The organism is Bacillus sp. FSL H8-0534, from assembly GCF_038005885.1.
In the GTDB taxonomy this organism is placed as follows: Bacteria; Bacillota; Bacilli; order Bacillales; family Bacillaceae_G; genus Bacillus_A; species Bacillus_A pseudomycoides.
Genome location: NZ_JBBOUC010000001.1, coordinates 2,314,057 through 2,329,552 on the forward strand (window position 1 = coordinate 2,314,057; position 15,496 = coordinate 2,329,552).

The 15,496-nt window shown below is 34.7% G+C and carries 15 protein-coding genes and 1 pseudogene; 5 read left to right on the forward strand and 11 right to left on the reverse strand.

All coding sequences use genetic code 11. The annotated features are described in order from the left end of the window. Positions 1-10: 10 nt before the first annotated feature. The gene (locus MHH71_RS11885) at positions 11-1,168 is read left to right on the forward strand and encodes an ABC transporter permease (RefSeq protein ID WP_006093626.1); all 1,158 of its coding nucleotides are present in this window, start codon (positions 11-13) and stop codon (positions 1,166-1,168) included. A gap of 34 nt (positions 1,169-1,202) precedes the next feature. Here MHH71_RS11885 and MHH71_RS11890 read toward each other — a convergent pair whose 3' ends face one another. Next, the gene (locus tag MHH71_RS11890; RefSeq protein WP_006093625.1) at positions 1,203-1,739 is read right to left on the reverse strand and encodes a YcxB family protein; all 537 of its coding nucleotides are present in this window, start codon (positions 1,737-1,739) and stop codon (positions 1,203-1,205) included. Positions 1,740-1,860: 121 nt separating this feature from the next. Then, complete coding sequence (locus MHH71_RS11895) at positions 1,861-2,949, reverse strand: DUF871 domain-containing protein (protein ID WP_006093624.1); 1,089 nt, start codon at positions 2,947-2,949, stop codon at positions 1,861-1,863. A gap of 320 nt (positions 2,950-3,269) precedes the next feature. On the opposite strand from MHH71_RS11895, the gene MHH71_RS11900 reads away from it, so the two are divergent. Then, positions 3,270-4,472 (forward strand): MFS transporter, encoded by a 1,203-nt coding sequence (locus MHH71_RS11900; protein WP_006093623.1) that lies wholly within the window; start codon positions 3,270-3,272, stop codon positions 4,470-4,472. Positions 4,473-4,494: 22 nt separating this feature from the next. Here the strand turns inward: MHH71_RS11900 and MHH71_RS11905 are convergent, their stop codons facing one another. After that, positions 4,495-4,746: a hypothetical protein gene (locus MHH71_RS11905; RefSeq protein WP_033798648.1), complete on the reverse strand. Its 252-nt coding sequence runs from the start codon at positions 4,744-4,746 to the stop codon at positions 4,495-4,497. Between the two features lie 343 nt (positions 4,747-5,089). Here MHH71_RS11905 and MHH71_RS11910 point away from each other — a divergent pair, with 343 nt between their 5' ends. The 3 genes from MHH71_RS11910 to MHH71_RS11920 all read left to right on the forward strand — a co-directional run bounded on the left by MHH71_RS11910 (position 5,090) and on the right by MHH71_RS11920 (position 9,387). Then, the gene (locus tag MHH71_RS11910; protein WP_033798647.1) at positions 5,090-6,745 is read left to right on the forward strand and encodes a Na/Pi cotransporter family protein; all 1,656 of its coding nucleotides are present in this window, start codon (positions 5,090-5,092) and stop codon (positions 6,743-6,745) included. A gap of 629 nt (positions 6,746-7,374) precedes the next feature. Continuing rightward, the gene (locus MHH71_RS11915) at positions 7,375-8,787 is read left to right on the forward strand and encodes an LCP family protein (protein WP_003195393.1); all 1,413 of its coding nucleotides are present in this window, start codon (positions 7,375-7,377) and stop codon (positions 8,785-8,787) included. A 159-nt stretch (positions 8,788-8,946) separates the two neighbouring features. Further along, complete coding sequence (locus MHH71_RS11920; RefSeq protein WP_033798646.1) at positions 8,947-9,387, forward strand: hypothetical protein; 441 nt, start codon at positions 8,947-8,949, stop codon at positions 9,385-9,387. A gap of 112 nt (positions 9,388-9,499) precedes the next feature. On the opposite strand, the gene MHH71_RS11925 is transcribed toward MHH71_RS11920, so the two are convergent. The 8 genes and pseudogenes from MHH71_RS11925 to cdr all read right to left on the reverse strand — a co-directional run bounded on the left by MHH71_RS11925 (position 9,500) and on the right by cdr (position 15,324). Further along, positions 9,500-10,279 (reverse strand): sulfite exporter TauE/SafE family protein, encoded by a 780-nt coding sequence (locus MHH71_RS11925; protein ID WP_033798645.1) that lies wholly within the window; start codon positions 10,277-10,279, stop codon positions 9,500-9,502. 45 nt (positions 10,280-10,324) lie between these two features. Continuing rightward, on the reverse strand, positions 10,325-10,804 hold the full coding sequence (locus MHH71_RS11930) for a DsrE/DsrF/DrsH-like family protein (protein ID WP_006093618.1): 480 nt from the start codon (positions 10,802-10,804) through the stop codon (positions 10,325-10,327). Positions 10,805-10,894: 90 nt separating this feature from the next. Beyond that, positions 10,895-11,191, reverse strand: coding sequence for a rhodanese-like domain-containing protein (locus MHH71_RS11935; RefSeq protein ID WP_006093617.1), 297 nt, complete (start codon positions 11,189-11,191; stop codon positions 10,895-10,897). Between the two features lie 14 nt (positions 11,192-11,205). Beyond that, positions 11,206-11,573: pseudogene (locus tag MHH71_RS11940) on the reverse strand (rhodanese-like domain-containing protein). Between the two features lie 60 nt (positions 11,574-11,633). Further along, the gene (locus tag MHH71_RS11945) at positions 11,634-11,861 is read right to left on the reverse strand and encodes a sulfurtransferase TusA family protein (protein WP_003195379.1); all 228 of its coding nucleotides are present in this window, start codon (positions 11,859-11,861) and stop codon (positions 11,634-11,636) included. A 30-nt stretch (positions 11,862-11,891) separates the two neighbouring features. Then, positions 11,892-13,022: an MBL fold metallo-hydrolase gene (locus MHH71_RS11950; RefSeq protein WP_006093616.1), complete on the reverse strand. Its 1,131-nt coding sequence runs from the start codon at positions 13,020-13,022 to the stop codon at positions 11,892-11,894. 176 nt (positions 13,023-13,198) lie between these two features. Then, positions 13,199-13,462 (reverse strand): metal-sensitive transcriptional regulator, encoded by a 264-nt coding sequence (locus tag MHH71_RS11955; RefSeq protein WP_003195373.1) that lies wholly within the window; start codon positions 13,460-13,462, stop codon positions 13,199-13,201. A 197-nt stretch (positions 13,463-13,659) separates the two neighbouring features. After that, positions 13,660-15,324 carry a CoA-disulfide reductase gene (gene cdr / locus MHH71_RS11960; RefSeq protein ID WP_006093615.1) on the reverse strand — a complete coding sequence of 555 codons (1,665 nt, stop codon included), beginning with the start codon at positions 15,322-15,324 and terminating at the stop codon, positions 13,660-13,662. Positions 15,325-15,496: the final 172 nt, after the last annotated feature.

A 15,496-nucleotide genomic window follows, 5' to 3' on the forward strand; every position in this document is an offset into this window, starting at 1 on the left:
AAATATACGCATGGCCCTTTCCTCTATCTTCGCTCATAAAATGCGTTCTATTTTAACGATGTTGGGGATTATTATTGGGGTTAGCGCCATTATTACAATCATCTCTATTGGGGATGGAACAAATGCCAAGTTCCGTGAACAAATTGGTAAAGAAAAGAAAGATCAATTTTCAGTAAACTATACAACAGAAGATTATTCTGATATGGATGGAAAAATATCTGCAAGCATGTATGACAATGTCTCAAAAATTTCTGGTGTTCAAGATATATATCCTGATGTTAGAGGAAAAGAGAAAGTATATGCCGGAAAAAAAGAATTAGATATTGATATAACTGGTGTAAAAGGCGATTACTTTGAAGATACATCTCGCTTCAAACTTGAGCACGGCAGGTTGTTCACTGCCACTGATTTAGATAAACCTGAACATACAATCGTATTACACAAAGATGCATTTGATAAATTGTTCCCTTCTTGGGAGGAAGGTTTATATGTTGATATAAAAGGTACTCCTTATAAAGTAGTGGGTGTATATTCTATCAAAGCAATGATGGGTGGCATGGAGTTTAAAGAAGGTGCTATCTCTGCTGAAAACTGGCCTGTTCTATTTGGGAAAAATAATTATGACGGCTTAACAGTAAAAATTGCTCCAGGTCAAGATAAGCAAGCTGTGCAAGATGCAGTTGTAAAATCATTAAATGATGCGAAAAAACCAGAGCATACTGGGAAATTCAAAGTACCAAATCCACAAGACGCTTTAAAAGAGATTGATAGCTTCACAGGCATATTAAAAAGTGTATTCGGTGGTATTGCAGCAATTTCACTTTTAGTTGGTGGTATTGGTGTTATGAATATCATGCTTGTATCAGTAACAGAACGTACGCGTGAAATTGGTATCCGTAAAGCACTTGGTGCAACGCGCGGGAAAGTATTGATGCAGTTTCTCATTGAATCTTGTATCTTAACAGCATTGGGCGGATTCATTGGATTTGTGCTCGGTATTTTCTTCGCTTGGATCGTTGCAATATTCGCTGGATGGCCACTTGTTGTTTCCGTAAAATTAGGTTTAATTTCAGTAGCATTATCTATGTTAATCGGTATTCTATTCGGGTTACTGCCAGCTAATAAAGCTGCGAAACTTGATCCGATTGAATGTTTACGATATGAATAATAGAAAAAGGTTGCCCATCATAAGGCAACCTTTTTTATATTATTGAAGATTCCATACCAGCTCTCAATCTTCTCATAAACTTACTCTTACTATTCTCGTGAGCAAAGGCATGTTTAGGAACAATATTTGCACTCATCGAGCTAACATAAATAAAAATGTATGCCTCATTTTCTTCTACCTTCTCGATTCCTTTCCAATTTAGCTTTGTCTCTCCACCATTATTTGTTTCAATAATCCCCTCATCCGTTATTTGTACATTGTGCTTACCTATTAAATTGTCATAGCTTCCTTCCCGAAGCATTTTCTTAATATTTCTCTCAATAAGTTTATAGAAACACTTAGGATAAAACACGATCCATATAACCCCTGCTAGTAAAAAAATAAAAGGTAAATCCATCGATTTATAATCTGGTGGTCCAAATAAAAAAACACTAAGTGGAACAGCAAACAGAATAATAGCTACAATATAATGCTGAAGAACTAAAGAGCGCTTTACCATTTTAGAATGCCTTGCATAATGTAGATTAAATGCAATAAAATCTTGTTCTGTTAACGTATATTCTACCTGCATTTTTCGCCCTCCATCTCTAACTAAAACTCCCCTATATTGTATCATTTATCCATTTTAATTCCTCTATTTTTTTCACATCAAAGAAGCCACCATATTCATGATGGATTCTTACATAAACATATTATTTTGTTAACACAAATCTAAACTTATCCCAAGCTTGTAAATAATCTAATAAGAAGATTTCTTTGTCCACAACACGGCCAACTACGTTTGTTTTTCCTGTGTTCACCATATCTTTTAAGGCAATCTGCAATTCTCCTTTATATTGACCATATTGTTCGTTATCAATAAGAAGGTCTCCGCGTCTAATTGGTCTTGTATTATGAGGTTTAAACTCTTCTTTTTTATATTTCACACGGCTTTGTGTTGAACGAATCATATATTCAGATACATCCCCGCGGTAGAAATGTGGTTCTTCTAATACAATTTTTCTTTCTAAATCAGTTGTTGTTTCATAAATTTCTACATCAAACGTTTGCTTTTCTTTATTTACTTCTCCGAGCGCCTTTAATTCTTCTTCTGATGCATATGCATTCGCAATGATTACATCATCAATCAATTCTGTTGCAAATAAATGTTTCGCCTGCGTTGTCATTGGCAATTCACGATGTTGTTCGATTGTACATAATCCTTCAGTTACCGGCCATGGACCATATGTCGCATCAAATGATGTAATAAAGGCAGCAGTTCTCATGCCGTAATCTTTAAATTGTTTTGAGCATTTCATAAAATGATCATAAGAAATACCAGAATAACGATGTGGGTAAAAATTATGACAACCAATTAAATTTTCACAGTTCGGGCGATGACTCATAATATTATCAACATATTTCGTACCGTTACTCATATTAATCTCAATTTTTAATCCATATGGGTTATATGTCATAATGGATTCTTCTAATCCTGAAAAACCAACATCTAGACGAATACCATATGCACCTAATTCATGGAAGAATGAAAGGTCGTTATAAGAAATACCAAGTTGTTCAAAAACAGCTGGACTAATATCAACGAGTACTTGGAAACCTAATTCATTCGCATGCGAAATCGTTTCCTTAAATTCTTTAACAATGTTCTCTTTTTCTCCATCCACTGATAATAAACATGTGAATACACGTGTAAAACCATATTGATGTGCTAATGTTAAATATTCCTTATCTTTCTCTACTGTAGAATGTTCTGGATAAATAGAAATACCTAGTCGTCTCATGCATATACGCCTCTTTCTTCATCATCATTTTGTAAACCCTTTCAAACATATATAATAAAGTAGTAGAAATCCCCTTCTACTTTACTATCCGTTTGAATCTGCTTTCTTTTCAGAAAAAACATCTCTATCAATCTTAACAACTAGCAGACTATACATCTATACTTTACCTTTTTTAAGAGCATTTGTGTATCATTTACACGAATTTGTAAATTTTTTCTCCCAAAAAATTGTTACATCATTTTAGTTCACCTTTCTTGACTGTTACATTGACCTCTACATATACTCGAAAGAACAGAGAAAAATATTTAGGGGATGAATATATGGGAGAAGCAGCACTCGTAAAACGAGAACCATTATGGACAAAAGAATTTATTGCGCTCATTTTAGCAAACTTATGTATGTTTTTAGGCTTTCAAATGTTAATTCCAACATTACCTGTTTACGTGAAAGAAATTGGTGGCACGAGTTCAAACATCGGATTTGTTGTTGGAATGTTTACTGTGGCAGCTTTAATTATTCGGCCGCTCACTGGAAATGCACTACAAAAATTTAGTAAAAAGCTAATTTTAATGACTGGTACTGCAATTTGCCTACTAGCGATGGGCAGCTACCTATTTGCCTCTACTATCTTCCTCCTTCTTGCTGTTCGCATTTTACACGGAGCTGGTTTTGGTATTACAACCACAACATATGGAACTGTAGTCTCCTATTTAATTCCTGCAGCCCGCCGTGGTGAAGGTATGGGATATTTCGGTCTCTCTGGAACGATCGCTATGGCACTTGGTCCTCTTATCGGACTCTGGCTTATGCAAACTTATAACTTTACGATTCTTTTTTTATGTGCACTATCTTGCACAGTCGTTTCATTAATATTAACAAAGCTACTCAAAATTCAAACTACTGAGAAACCAATTCAACAAACACACGAAACGTTTTTAGATGGATTTATCGAAAGAAAAGCTTTACTTCCTTCATTATTAATATTGTGTATTACATTAATGTACGGAGGAATTGGAAGCTTTATCACGTTATTTGCTACGCAAGTCGGTATCGCTGATATTAGCCTTTTCTTCTTATTTAACGCCCTTGCCATCGCTGTAACACGTCCCTTCTCAGGAAGACTATACGATGTAAAAGGCCATGCATTTGTTATTATTCCCGGTGTTATCTTAACATTTACAGGAATTATTCTGTTATCGTATACAACAACAATACCAAGTTTAATCATTGCAGCAAGCTGTTACGGAAGTGGATTCGGCGCTATTCAGCCGGCCTTACAAGCATGGATGATTGACCGTGTAGCTCCGCATCGCCGCGGCGTTGCTACCGCAACATTCTTCTCGGCATTTGACCTCGGCATTGGGGCAGGAGCCATTATTTTCGGATTCATCGCACACTTTACAGACTATGCAACTGTATATCGTTATTCTTCTGTATTACTTATCGCGTTTCTCTTTATTTACATTACAAATGTACGAAAACAAAAACAGATGGATAAAAAGAATGAAAAAGCTGCTGGATAACCCAGCAGCTTTTTTCTAACCCTTATCTATCTCGATGATACTTTAAATTTGTTGTTACATTGTCTCCAAAATAAGTCTCAGATTCATACTCTCCAGAAGCAACTATTTTAGTTGTTAACAACACTTTATTTCCAGCTAATTGAATGTTTGCCTTTTGCAATACATTACTTCTTATATTTGTAAATGTAAAAGTCCCAACACCATTATTATCAAACGTAACAATAGCTCCGCATAAAATGAATATTATTATTAACACAGTAGATGCATATTTCATTATTTTCTCCACGCCTATACTTAATTCTGAATTTGATTATATCCTCTTTATTTGGATATATATTATCCTCTCATATTATATAGTTCTAAGACACTATTTACTTCGCATATTTTTTTACGTTAAACAAAAAGTATACAAAGGACTTCCAAATCAAATGTTATTTCTTTACAATACAACCCTATATAACGCATTAAAACCAATTAAATCCAGGGGTTTCTTTAAATAAATGTAAACTTTTTATCCCTTTGTAAATTTAATGTAAAGTTTACATTGATATCATTTACACCACCTCAAATTTTAGTTAATAATTACACCGTACATGAAATTTTAAGGAGTGAAATGCGTGGAATTTAATGTTCAAGACATGATCTTCCAGTTTATTGGTGGATTAGGTATTTTCTTATTTGGGATTAAGTACATGGGGGACGGTCTGCAACAAGCAGCTGGTGATCGCCTACGTGACATTCTCGATCGTTTTACAACTAACCCACTTATGGGCGTACTAGCAGGTATGTTAGTTACCGTACTGATTCAATCTAGCTCAGGAACAACCGCTTTAACAGTTGGACTTGTAAGTGCTGGATTTATGACACTAAGACAAGCAATTGGTGTTATTATGGGTGCTAACATTGGTACGACCGTTACAGCATTTATTATCGGAATTAAAATCGGAGAATATGCTCTTCCAATTATGGCAGTTGGAGCAATCTTACTATTCTTCTTTAAAAATAAAAAAGTACAATCTCTTGGACAAGTCGTATTCGGATTTGGTATGTTATTCTTCGGTTTAGAATTAATGAGCACAGGTATGAAGCCACTACGCTCTTTAGAATCATTCCAAGAATTAACTGTTAGTATGAGTAACAGCCCAGTCCTAGGAGTTATCGTAGGTACAATTTTTACATTAATTGTACAAAGCTCAAGTGCAACAATTGGAATCTTACAAGAATTATTCGGCCAAGGTGCAATCGATTTAAAAGCTGCTCTACCTGTACTGTTTGGTGATAATATCGGAACAACAATTACCGCTGTATTAGCAGCGATTGGTACTTCTATTGCAGCAAGGCGCGCAGCATTAGTACACGTTATCTTTAACATAGTTGGTACCATCATCTTTACAATTTTATTAGTACCATTTACAAACTTAATTCAATATTTCCAAACATCGTTACACTTAAATCCAGAAATGACAATTGCTGTTGCGCATGGAACATTCAACGTAACGAATGCGATTATTCAGTTTCCATTCATTGCAGTGTTAGCGTGGATTGTAACAAAAATTATTCGCGGAGAAGATGCCGCTATTGACTTTAAACCGCAGCATTTAAATCCAATCTTTATTGAACAATCTCCTGCTATCGCCTTAACAGAGGCACAAAAAGAGATTATTCGTATGGCAGAGTTCTCATTACATGGCCTAAAAGAAGCAACTCAATTTTTAAATACAAAAGAAAAGAAACATGCTGATATGGCAACTCAACTAGAGGGTGCTATTAACAACTTAGATAGAAAAATTACGGAGTATTTAGTGCTACTTTCTGAAAAACCACTTTCACCAATGGATTCCGAAAAACATTCTGTCTTAGCGTCTGTTGTCGGAGATATTGAACGCGTTGGCGACCATGTAGAAAACGTTGTAGAACTTGTGGACTCCCAAATTTCTAACCGTGTCACACTATCAGATGAAGCAATGGCGGAACTAAATGAAATGCTTGAACTAACAATTTCAACATTACAAGATGCAATTGGAGCTTTAACAAACTTCGACACTGAACTTGCACAAACGGTCATTACGAAAGAACGTAAAATTGACCAAATGGAACGTGTATTACGTAAGCGCCACGTGCTACGCCTGAATGAACGTAGTTGCTCAGGTGATGCAAGCATCATCTTTATTGATATGGTAAGTAATTTAGAGCGTATCGGTGATCACGCTGTAAATATTGCAGATGGAGTTTTAGGGGAACAAGGAAAAGTTGCATTAAAACAAACACTATAATACAAATTGAAAAAACTGATATAAAATCTTTCTTTTTTGGTGAGAAAGAGCGTCCGTCCTTGCATAGAAGCGGTCAGGGTCTTTTTTAGCCCCATGACGAGTGAAAACAAAGAGAGAAAACGAGTACAGGTCTCCTTTTGTTTTCATAGCAGCGACTTATATGCCAACAAATCAAAATGGATTTAATCGAGTAGAAGACATGGCAATCCCATGTCTTCTATCACTTTATAATTGATTTTTTTCCTTTTCATTTATAAGAATTGCTCGAAATGATGTATGATTTATTATGTCTATCTCCTTTACTCCTAACAAACAGTTTTTTCACTTCATTATATAAGGCCTATAGAAGAATGTAATATAATCTTCCTCTTGAACATATTTCAACAAATCTTACTTCTTTATTATTTTTTCATAATATGTATTTCTATTTCTAATACGACAAATTATAATTGTTCTATTGCTTATTCTCCTAAAATTCACTTTACGAAAGGCGGAAAAATCTGACTTTTCGTGAAATAAATCGGATTTTAGCGAAATGTAAATGATTTGTAATGTTCTTTTTCGCTAACATTCATTATAATTAGGTGATATGAGTATCGTATTTCAATCCAAATGAAGGAGTATATGAAATGGATCAAAACCCATCTTTGCAAGAAAATACACGAAATAATAAGAAAAAAGGAAAGAAAAAAACAAAAATCATTCTAAGTGCTCTCTTATTATTTTTAATAGTAGGAGGCGGTTATACTTGGTTTTTAGTAAATAAAGCATCCTCTGCTGTTTTTAATGCCGCCCACGATTTAGCACGCGGTGATAAATCAGATTTACGTGATAAAGCAGTTAAACCTATTTCTAACAATGTATCTGTATTAATCATGGGCGTTGATGAAAGCGATGTCCGTGGCAAAGAATACGGTGCTGCTATAAGAACAGATGCAATGTTACTTGCAACTTTTAATAAAGATAGTAAAACTGTAAAACTTTTAAGTATTCCACGAGACACATATACTTATATCCCAATAGAAAAGAAAATGGATAAAATTACGCATGCACATGCATTTGGTTCGGCTAAAAATGGAAAAGCTGGTGGCCCGCAAGCTAGTATTGATGCGGTAGAAGATTTACTCCACGTTCCTGTTGATTACTTTGTAAAATTCAACTTTAAATCATTTATAAAAATTGTGGATGATTTAGGTGGTATTGAAGTAGACGTTCCTGTTGAATTTACTGAACAAGATAGTAACGATAATGCAGGTGCAATCCACTTGAAAAAAGGCGTTCAAAAATTAAACGGTGAAGAAGCTCTTGCTCTTGCTAGAACACGCCATATTGATAGTGATGCAATGCGTGGTCAACGTCAACAACTTGTTATCGAAGCCATTCTGAAAAAACTAACAAACATTGATTCTGTAACAAAAGTTGGAAATATTATTGATCACATTAATGGACAATTCGTTACAAACTTAACATTCGATGATATGTTATCATTCTATAAATACGGTTCAGATTCTTCACTTGAAAAATTACAAATTAATGGTAAAGATTGTTATATGTCAGCTGGTGATAAAGAATGCGGTCGTGCAAGTGATGGTGGTACGTATTATTATGTACCAGTAGAAAAAGATTTAGACGATTTAACAAAACAACTTCGTACTCATCTTGGACTATCTGAGTATAAGAAAGTTGATTCTGATGATAAAGAGAACAAGAAAAAAACAAGCTCTGAGAAAACAAAAGATACGAAACAAGATAACGATAATCGTCAAAATTCTACTAACCAAAAAAGTAACAATGACGATGAAAACGTAAAGACCAAAACATCATCGAATGAGAAAACAAAAGATACAAATCACGATAGCGATAATCGTCAAAATTCTACTAACCAAAAAAGTAACAATAACGATGAAAACGTAGAGACCAAAACATCATCGAATGAGAAAACAAAAGATACAAATCACGATAACGATAATCGTCAAAATTCTACTAACCAAAAAAATAACAATAACGATGAAGACACAGAGACAACATCGAATAAAAATTAATAAAAAACCCAGCTCTATAGAGATAGAGCTGGGTTTTTATACACCCTAATATAATTTTGAAAACAACAAAAATTCTAATTTTTTTAACTATCAATTTCAATATCTTTAAATTATAATAAAAGGTAGAGTTATATTCTAATTAACAGGAGGCACAAACATATGAAAGCCGCAGTAAAGCATAACGTTTCAGACTTTAAAGATTATCTACAATCCAATGAAATACATATGGAAGAAAACATAGATGAGAATGATGGCTCTGTATTTTTTTCAGTAAACTTAGAAACAGAGAGTGGTGCAAAAGTTCGTCTTATCGCTGCCTTTCATAACGAACATCCTACTGTCGATATATATTGCTTCAATCTCGCTCAAGTTCCTGATTCAGCTAAGAAAAGCGAAATATTGCATTTAATCAACGAACTAAATACAGCATATAGATTCGCAAAATTCACAATTAGTAACAGCGACTCCATTGATATTTCAACTTCCCTTGTATTTACAGAACCATACTTTAACCCTGCCCTTGTATTTGAGCATACTAGACTATTATATAAAGCTGCAAATGATGAATATGAAAGATTAATGAAACTTATTTGGGCTTAATAACTTGAACGCCACTGGTTCTCCAGTGGCGTTCTTACATTCTTTCTATACTAGCCTTCTTCTTAAAATATCTATCCAGTAATATCTGGTAATACACTTCCCAAAAATCATATTACAATGCGATATCCATCCAAATTTTAATAGATGTTGAAACAATCAATATCGCTAATATCCACTGCAATATTTTTTGATTTAACCTCTTCCCTACACTTGCTCCAAGCGGTGAAGCAATTAAACTTGCAATCGCGATCATTATAGACGGCAGTACTACCACTTGTCCTGTAGTTACTTTTCCAATTGTAATCCCGATAGATGAAATAAAAGTAATTGCTAATGAAGTTGCAATTGTCATATGTGTAGGGATTTTAAGAATGACAAGCATAATTGGCACAAGTAGAAATGCACCACCTGCTCCAACAATACCAGAAGAAGTACCTACGATAAATGCTAAAACACTAGCTAATCCTTTATTATACGTCAATGCTTCTAAAGGAAGCTCGCTGCGATTTTTTTTCGGAATAAACATCATAATAGCTGCTATCGTAGCTAAAATAGCATATACAATATTAACTTGCCCTGCATCTAATACTCTTGAACCTAGACTCCCGACAAAACTTCCCACTAAAATACTCGTTCCCATATATAATACCAATGTTTTATTTATATAACCGCTTTTCCGATAAACCCATACACCTGCAAATGCTGCGAAAAACACTTGAATAGCTGTAATACCACTTACTTCATGTACCGTATAACCAGTAAACCCTAATAGCACAGGAATATATAAAATCATCGGATAATTAATAATAGCACCGCCAATACCAACCATTCCTGATATAAATGAACCAGCAAAACCAATAAGAAAGATTACAATCATAAAACTGAAGCTCATCTTTATTTTTCCCCCTTCTAAAAAGAAGGCATTCTTTAATTACCTTTAAATAAATAGATTCACATTCCCATCAGAAGCATCTGCTAGATAAGCTGCCACACCAGCGAATTCAACATCTTCCATAATCTCTTCTTCTTTTAGTCCTAATAAATCAACTGTCATTTGACAAGCTACAAGCTTAACACCTTGCTCTTTTGCCATACCAATTAAATCTGGAAGCGGCATAGCATTGTGCTTTTTCATAACATGCTTAATCATTTGAGGGCCCATACCGGCAAAATTCATTTTAGATAATCCCATCTTATTTGCACCGCGAGGCATCATCTTTCCAAACATTTTCTCTAAGAAGTTTTTCTTTACTTTTACATATTCATCTTTTCGAAGTGCATTTAACCCCCAAAACGTATGGAAAATAGTCACCTCTTGCTCATACGCCGCTGCACCATTGGCAATAATATAAGCTGCCATCACCTTATCGTAATCTCCACTAAACAAAACAATCGTTGTTTTTTTCTTTTTCTCCATGTTAACTCCCCACCTCAATATACCTATGCGGGTATTTTGTGAAATATACAAAAGCCTTTATTTATAAAAGAACCCTGCGTGTACTCCGTATTATTCTATTTTACCTTCCCAATCTAACATACCACCAGTCATATTTATAACTCCAAAACCATAGCTTTCTAAAAACTGAACAGCTCGTGAACTTCTCCCACCAGAGCGACACACCATAATATACTCTTTGTTTTTATCTAATTCATGCATGCGAAATTCCAACAGGCCAAGTGGAATATGAATAGCTCCCGGAATTTTCCCTTCCATCACCTCTTCCACTTCACGAACATCAATAACGTGTAATACTTCATGATTCATCAATTTATTTTCTAATTCTTTTGCTGTCATTTCTTTCATTTTTCATTTCCTCCTTAATTCCAAGCATTCATACCACCTGAGACATTCGTAATATGTTGAAAGCCTAATTTTTTTAACATTTTTGTTGCTTGTTTACTTCTCATTCCACTTTGACAAATTACAATTACTTCTTTGTTTTTATCTAAATGACTCGCTTTTTGTGCTAACTCATTTAATGGGATATTCTGAAACCCTTGAATATGATTCCCTCTAAATTCACCAAGTGTACGAACATCAATAAATTGTTTATTTTTTTATTCATCTCCGTCTTTAGTTCTTTCCCGTTTATATTTTTAACTCCTTTAACCGGTAAAAAGCGAGAAATGATAAACCAAGCAACAAGTATAGTTAAAACAATATTGAATACTACATTTGCACTCATACACCATCTCCTCCAATCTTTCTCTATACAATTCGTATCCGTAGAGCAGGTCTTTTTGTTTTACGCCTTTTTAATCCAGAACTTCAGTACACCATTTTCTTCCGTATGCTGTAGTACTTCGTGTCCACCTGTTTTTGACCAAGCTGGAATATCCTTTATTGCACCTTTATCTGTTAAATGAACCTCTAGCACTTCTCCAGATTGTAAAGCTTCCATAGCTTTTTTTGTTCTTACGATTGGCATTGGGCATGCTAAGCCTTTCACATCTAATACTTGTTTTGCATTCATATTCTATACCTCCAACATATTTTTTTATTATTAATCGTGCACCGCACAGCGGTTTGGACCAATTTCCATTTCACGCTCTTCTTCTACACTTGGATTGATTTTCCCCATATTCGTCTGACGAATATCTTGATATGCATTCGGCTGTGGCGGTAAATTTTCTGTAACTGTTTTTCGAAACTCCAACTCATCTTCAATATTTAATCCTGCATTTCGTTTAAATAGATCTTTCAATTTTGCACGAACCCGCCCTTGCTCATCCAATTCGCTTACTTTCGAATAATGCGCTGGTAAAACAATCAAATCTTGAGATAATGTTTTATAACGTTTATATAAAGTGTTACGCAAATCACTTACCCAGTCTTCCGCTTTGCCCGCAAGATCCGGACGACCAATAGAATCTACAAATAAAATGTCACCTGATAGAAGATAAACATCATCTACAATGAATGATGTACTTCCAATTGTATGACCTGGTGAATAGATCGTCTCAATAGCAATTTTTGTTTCTCCCACCTGAATGACAATCCCTTCAACAAGTGGCTCATAAGAAAAAACAACTTCTTCAGCATCTTTTGGCGGTAACCAATACGTACCTTTCACCTTCTGTGCTAACTTACGACCACCAGAAATATGATCGGCATGTAAATGTGTATCCATAACGTTTGTAATCATAGCACCTTGTTCTTTTGCAAACTCCTCATATGCTTCAATTGTTCGTATAGAATCAATGACTACAGCTTCCCCATTTGAAATAACCATATAGGACAAACATCCTTTTCCAAGACGGTTAAATTGATACACGCTGCCACCATCTTTTAAATCCCCTACTTTAATCGGCTTCACATATTCACTCCAAGCTTTCATACCACCAGCTAAATAATAAACATTTTTCAAACCAGCCTCTATAAGTTGCTCAGCAACAAACTTGGAAGAGCCTTCTTTCGCACATACAACAAGAATATCTTTTTCCTTTGGCAACTCTTCCAAGATGCTTTCTACGCCTTCTAACAAATCAAAGTATGGTTTATTAATAGAAGAAACTTGTTTCCCTTCAATTTTCCAATCCATATAATCCACTTCATTACGAACATCTAAAATAAATAATTCTCCAAATAAAACTTTCTCAGCAATATCTTTCGCTTGTAATCCTATAGCACCCACTACCTTACCCCCTATGGTATAAATTTTGTTAAAAAAATTAAAAGTTAACTGCCCTACTCAAATTTTTTCTTATTCTTTTTCTGTAGTAGCTTACCACTACATCACTCAATATACATATACCTGTACGGGTATGTTGAAATGCTTTTTAAAATCTGTCAACACATTCGTTTGACAGATTATCTGCTTTTCACAAGCAGTTGTACAGCCTCTTTAATTAAATCTTCATTTGATGTATCGCCTTTTTCAAATTGTTCTCGCAAACAGTTTTCCAAGTTCGTTCCTACAATTAATCCAATTGTGCGATCCATAGCAGAGCGAGATGCTGTTAATTGTGTAATAACCTCTTTACAATCTTTTTCTTCTTCAATCATTCGAAGTACACCGCGAATTTGTCCTTCAATTCGCTTCAACCTATTTTTAATATCTTGATTATATTCCAACGTGCTATCACCTCAATACTTTAATAGACATGCTTTATCTAAAAAAAATGTCTACTGCACCAGATTGTAGTAAAATTCTTACTTGAATTTACAACCTCATCATATACCCTTCAGGGTATTTTGTAAAGCCATATTTTTATATTTAAAATTAATTCCTACTATATTACCTTATATTATTAGCCACAGCCCCTAATATATTAATATACAATGCAGTTTGGTAAAGCAGTTGCATACAATTTAAAACCACCATCTACATTCTTCACCTTATATCCTTTTTCCATTAACATACGTGCAGCAACATAGCCTCTCATACCTAGCTGGCATGTAATATATATTTCTTCATTTACTGGAATTTCATCCAATCTTTCACGTAATTCATCTAATGGAATATTAACTGATCCCTTAATCATCCCTTGTTTCAATTCATTTGGTTCACGAACATCAATTAAATATCCACCTTTTTGGGCAATATGATTAATTTCATGCCACTGCACTGTATCTACAAGCCCTTCAATCATATTACTTGCAACATACCCCACCATGTTTACTGGGTCTTTTGCAGAAGAATACGGCGGTGCGTATGCTAATTCTAAATCTGGTAAATCCATTACCTTTAGCTTAGCTTTCATTGCCGTCGCAATTACATCAATTCGTTTATCTACACCGTCACGCCCAACAGCTTGTGCACCATAGATTTCTCCTGATTCTTTATTAAAAAGCAATTTTAATAAAATTGGATATGCATTTGGATAATAACCCGCATGAGAATTCGCCTGTACATGCACTACCTCATAGGGTATATTTAAACGCTGCAATACCTTTTCATTTACTCCTGTTGAAGCAACCGTTAATTCAAATACTTTTGCAATTGATGTTCCCATCGTCCCTTTGTATACAGACTCTGTATGCCCATGAATGATATCCGCTAATAGACGACCTTGCCGATTTGCTGGCCATGCTAATGGAATCATTGTCTCTGTTTCTGTTACAAAATCTTTTACTTCAATCGCATCACCAATGGCATAAATAGATGAATCAGACGTTTGTAGTTTTTCATTTACTTTAATTGTCCCGCGTACTCCAAGTTCTAGTCCTGCTTCTTTTGCCAAGCTACTCTCTGGCTGGACACCGATAGACAGAATTACCATATCAGTATTGATTTTCGAACCACTTTTTAAGCGTACGACTGCTCCGCCTTCTTCAAAAGTATCTACTCCATCTTCTAAAATGAGCTGAACACCATGCTTTTTCATATGTTCGTGTACATATGCTGCCATTTCATAATCAATTGGCGGCATTACTTGATTTGCCATCTCAACAAGCGTCACATCAATTCCTTTTTCTCTCAAGTTTTCTGCCATTTCAACACCAATAAATCCTCCCCCAATAACAGTAGCATGACGTGGTTTCTTCTCATCAATATACCCTTTAATGCGATCTGTATCTGGTACATTTCGTAATGTAAACAACGTTTTTGCTGTTTCAATTCCTGGAATAGGCGGTACAATTGGTTTAGATCCTGGTGAAAGAATTAAAATATCATAAGACTCTTCGTATGTTTCATTTGTCATTACATTTTTCACAACAATTGTTTTTTCTTCCTTATTAATTTTTATCACTTCACTTAAAACACGAATATCTAAATGAAATCGCTTTGACATCTTTTCAACAGTTTGCACTAACAACCTCTGTCTCTCTTGAATCACACCACCAATGTAATATGGTAACCCACAGTTTGCAAACGAAATATATTCGCCTCGCTCGAACATAATAATTTCATCCTCTTCACTTAAACGACGAAGACGTGCTGCTACTGATGCTCCTCCTGCAACTCCACCGACTACAACAATTTTTTTGCTCATCTTTTCATAACCTCCACGATTATTTTCATTTAACTTTTCTTCTTTTTACTTACTACATATAAATATACAGGACATTAAATTACATATACCCGTATAGGTATATAATAAACACAAAAAAATATAATGACAATATATAAAGCTCAAACTTTATACTTGTTCGCAAAATTGAAAC

Coding starts and splice junctions, on each gene's coding strand:
- MHH71_RS11885 (WP_006093626.1), top strand. CDS start 11: ATGGCCCTTTCCTCTATCTTCGCTCATAAAATGCGTTCTATTTTAACG.
- cdr (WP_006093615.1), bottom strand. CDS start 15,324: ATGAGCAAAAAAATTGTTGTAGTCGGTGGAGTTGCAGGAGGAGCATCA.
- MHH71_RS11900 (WP_006093623.1), top strand. CDS start 3,270: ATGGGAGAAGCAGCACTCGTAAAACGAGAACCATTATGGACAAAAGAA.
- MHH71_RS11930 (WP_006093618.1), bottom strand. CDS start 10,804: ATGGAGAAAAAGAAAAAAACAACGATTGTTTTGTTTAGTGGAGATTAC.
- MHH71_RS11905 (WP_033798648.1), bottom strand. CDS start 4,746: ATGAAATATGCATCTACTGTGTTAATAATAATATTCATTTTATGCGGA.
- MHH71_RS11920 (WP_033798646.1), top strand. CDS start 8,947: ATGAAAGCCGCAGTAAAGCATAACGTTTCAGACTTTAAAGATTATCTA.
- MHH71_RS11895 (WP_006093624.1), bottom strand. CDS start 2,949: ATGAGACGACTAGGTATTTCTATTTATCCAGAACATTCTACAGTAGAG.
- MHH71_RS11935 (WP_006093617.1), bottom strand. CDS start 11,191: ATGAAAGAAATGACAGCAAAAGAATTAGAAAATAAATTGATGAATCAT.
- MHH71_RS11915 (WP_003195393.1), top strand. CDS start 7,375: ATGGATCAAAACCCATCTTTGCAAGAAAATACACGAAATAATAAGAAA.
- MHH71_RS11890 (WP_006093625.1), bottom strand. CDS start 1,739: ATGCAGGTAGAATATACGTTAACAGAACAAGATTTTATTGCATTTAAT.
- MHH71_RS11925 (WP_033798645.1), bottom strand. CDS start 10,279: ATGAGCTTCAGTTTTATGATTGTAATCTTTCTTATTGGTTTTGCTGGT.
- MHH71_RS11945 (WP_003195379.1), bottom strand. CDS start 11,861: ATGAATGCAAAACAAGTATTAGATGTGAAAGGCTTAGCATGCCCAATG.